Here is a 3,113-nt window from a genome sequence, read left to right as displayed (position 1 = left end):
GCGGTGCGCCGTCGAAACGGCTTAATTCTGAGGCGGCAGGTTGACGGTCTCGGGCAAGACGATTCCTTCGGGCACGCTGCCGGTCATCGTCGACGTGTCGGGGCCGGCGGCGGACTTGTCGTCCATCATCGCTGCCGCGATCTTGGCGGTCTCTTTGGCGCGGGCGGTAATGGTGTGCATCGCCGACTTGCCGGTCTCGCAGACATCGGGTTTGCGTTCGCAAATGCCGGCGATATCGCCAACCGCTTCGCGTGCCGCAAACAAGGCCTGGATCGGTCCGACGCTTTCATGCCCCGCTTCATCGGGGCCGACACTCAATGGCAGCGCCAGCAGCACCAGCGAAAACCAGAAAGCCATTCTTATGAGGAAGACCATGCCCTTGCCCTCTCGTCGTGACCGGATCATGCATCCATATGGCATGACCTCTTTTGTAGGCAGGATTTTGGCACACAGGCGCAAAGGACGGCTTGCGGGCAAAGAGAGAATTTTCCTCAAATTTTAGGCAAATTCGAAACGAACCGTTCTGCAATCGATTTGTCTCAAATCCGAGTAATTTTCCTTAACAACAAATAACCATATATCCCCATGATTTCCCTGCGTTTTTCTTGAAATAGGGACGTCCAGGTGCCGAGTGCGCCCGGCCGATGGGTGCCGTCGGCGGATAACTCTCCGTTTACTATGGCTGCATTTGTCCGTGCTTTCGGCCGCCGGCATCCCGATATTTGCCGCAGGCCGGGCCCTGGTCGGCCCTGCCTTATCCATTCCTTAAACGCTGGATGCGAGTTTCAAAGCCAACCAGAACCATCTGCATAGCAGAGCTGTCCACGACAAGTGCGAGTGCGTTGAGTTGAGTTCAATCAAGGCCAGATACGTTGAATTGCCTGGCGCGATTTCGGCCGGTTGCGAACGTATGGTCCATCCGTCCATCCTTGGGCGGAGCGACCGCGAGCGCCAGCGCCGCTTTATCGGCGTCATGCTCGCCGCTCCTTTCTTTGTCGCCGGTGCCGCGGTCACGCTGGTTACTTCAGGCATGGGCGTCGCCGTCACCATGGCCGCCATTTTCGCCGCCTTTGGCCTGTGCTGGTTCGTCGCCTTGCTGGTGGCGGCGACCGGCAAGATGGCGATAGCGAGTTGGGTCGCCCTGGTGCTGGCCGGCATTTCTCTCGGCAGTCTCATTGCCGCCGCGGGCGGGCTGAGTTCGCCTGTCGCCATGCTTGTCGTGGCGCTGCCTTTTGAAGCCTGGTGGATCGGCGCTTCGCGGCGCGCGGCACTGTGGGGAGCCGTGTCGGCCGCTGTAGCCATCTTGGCTCAGCCTTTGGCTGGAACCGTATTCCCGTTCGCAGGAGCGCAGATCGCGGCGTGGCACTGGTTGGTGCCGTTGGCCTGGACGCTCACACTGATCCCGCGCGCATCGGCATTTCAAAACACGGCCGATGCGGCTGATGTGCTCGACACTGCCGACCGGCTCGAAGACACCATCGATGCGGTGGTCTTGCGCGTCGCCCGTCATGGCGAGGTCCTGGACGCGTCGCCAAAAGCGCGCACGCTTTTGAAACTGCCGCCCGAACTGCTGTCCGGAAACGGCCTCTTCGATCGCGTCCATCTGTCGGATCGCGTTTCCTATCTCAGCGCAATGGCCGACATGCGCGACGGCGCACTGTCGCGCCGGCTCGAATTGCGCATCCGGCTGCCTCAGAATGGCAATGGCCTGACGGCCGACAATTACCGGCCGTTCTCGCTTGATCTCGTGCGTGGTGAGGAACAGGGTGATGTCTTTACGTTCGTCCTGAGGCAGAATGACGAGATCGCCCGGTTGCGCGAGGATCTGGCGGCAGCCAATGAGGCGGCCGCGTCCGCCGAGGTGGCGAAGGGACGCTTCCTGGCGGTGGTCAGCCACGAACTGCGCACGCCGTTAAATGCCATTATCGGCTTCTCGGATATGCTGCTGCATGAGATGTTCGGCGCCTTCAAGGATCCGCGCCAGAAAGAATATGTCGGCTTGGTACGGGATTCGGGCCAGCATCTGCTCGCCGTCGTAACCTCGATACTCGACGTGTCCAGGATTGAATCGGGCGTCTATGCGACCGAACCCGAGCCTTTCCGGTTCGCGGAAGCGGTCGACATGTGCCAGTCGATGATGCAACTGCAGGCGCAGGCCAAGAACATCGATCTGCAGGCGCAGATCGCGCCGGACGCCGGCGACATCAATGCCGATCAGCGCGCCGTGCAGCAGATGCTCATCAACCTGGTCTCCAACGCGATCAAGTTCACTCCCGACGGCGGCGACGTCGTCGTCGGCGCCAAGCGGATCGGTTCGCGCCTGCATTTCTGGGTCAGGGACACCGGCATCGGCATCGCCGAGGAGGATTTCGCCAATCTCGGCAAGCCCTTCATGCAGATCCAGAACGACTATACGCGCCGTTTCGAGGGGACTGGTCTTGGCCTTTCACTGGTCAAGGGCCTGGTGGCGCTGCACGAGGGCACGATGTCCATCGAAAGCATGCCAGGCGAGGGCACCACGGTGACCATCAGCCTGCCGGTGAACGGACCGAAGGGACATCAGGCGGAGAAAGCCGGCGTGCTGACCATGCCTGTGGCGATGGCGAAAGGGGACAGAGATGGCTCGCTCCGGAAAACCGGCTAAGGCGGTCAAGCGCCGCAGCAATGCCTTTCAGGACGGCGCTGTCGCCGTCGGCGGCATGATCTCGCGCAATCCTGTCCTGGTGGGCGGCTCGACGGCGTTCCTGGTGACGCTGTTCTATGTCTCCGCAAATGCCTTGTGGTACCAACCTTTCCCGCATGCCGGCGCATTTTTTGCGACCCGCAGCATTGCGGGCTTTCCGCACGCGACGCCCGACGAACCGGAGACGACATTCAACATCGTGCGGCCATCCGGCGCGCCGGCACCGATCAAGGGCGATCCGGTGGTCGAGCAGGTGCAAGGCATATTGAAGGATCTCGATTTCTATTCCGGGACGGTCGACGGCATTTCCGGACCCAACACCCGCAAGGCCATCCAGGACTATCAGCAGAAGGTCGGGCTCAGTGCGTCCGGCGAGATCGACGCGCTTCTGCTCGTTCGACTGTGCGCGGCCCCGAAGACAGGTTCCGTC

The 3,113-nt window shown here is 61.4% G+C and carries 3 protein-coding genes; 2 read left to right on the top strand and 1 reads right to left on the bottom strand.

Features of this window, described 5'->3' with window-relative positions:
• Positions 1-21: 21 nt before the first annotated feature.
• Positions 22-375, bottom strand: a complete 354-nt coding sequence (locus tag EN925_RS29735; protein WP_013532658.1) for a DUF5330 domain-containing protein — start codon at positions 373-375, stop codon at positions 22-24.
• A gap of 535 nt (positions 376-910) precedes the next feature.
• Between EN925_RS29735 and EN925_RS29730 the strand changes: the two genes are divergently transcribed.
• Both EN925_RS29730 and EN925_RS29725 read left to right on the top strand, forming a co-directional pair.
• The gene (locus EN925_RS29730) at positions 911-2,644 is read left to right on the top strand and encodes an ATP-binding protein (RefSeq protein WP_127370050.1); all 1,734 of its coding nucleotides are present in this window, start codon (positions 911-913) and stop codon (positions 2,642-2,644) included.
• The coding region (locus tag EN925_RS29725) for a peptidoglycan-binding protein (protein WP_164894471.1) at positions 2,619-3,113 on the top strand (495 nt) is incomplete at its 3' end. The genes EN925_RS29730 and EN925_RS29725, both read left to right, overlap by 26 nt.

The sequence above is a fragment of the Mesorhizobium sp. M7A.F.Ca.US.006.04.2.1 genome (assembly GCF_004022915.1).
Lineage (GTDB): Bacteria > Pseudomonadota > Alphaproteobacteria > Rhizobiales > Rhizobiaceae > Mesorhizobium > Mesorhizobium ciceri.
The sequence above is the reverse complement of the archived record's forward strand: the minus strand, read 5'-3'. Positions and strand labels throughout refer to the sequence as shown.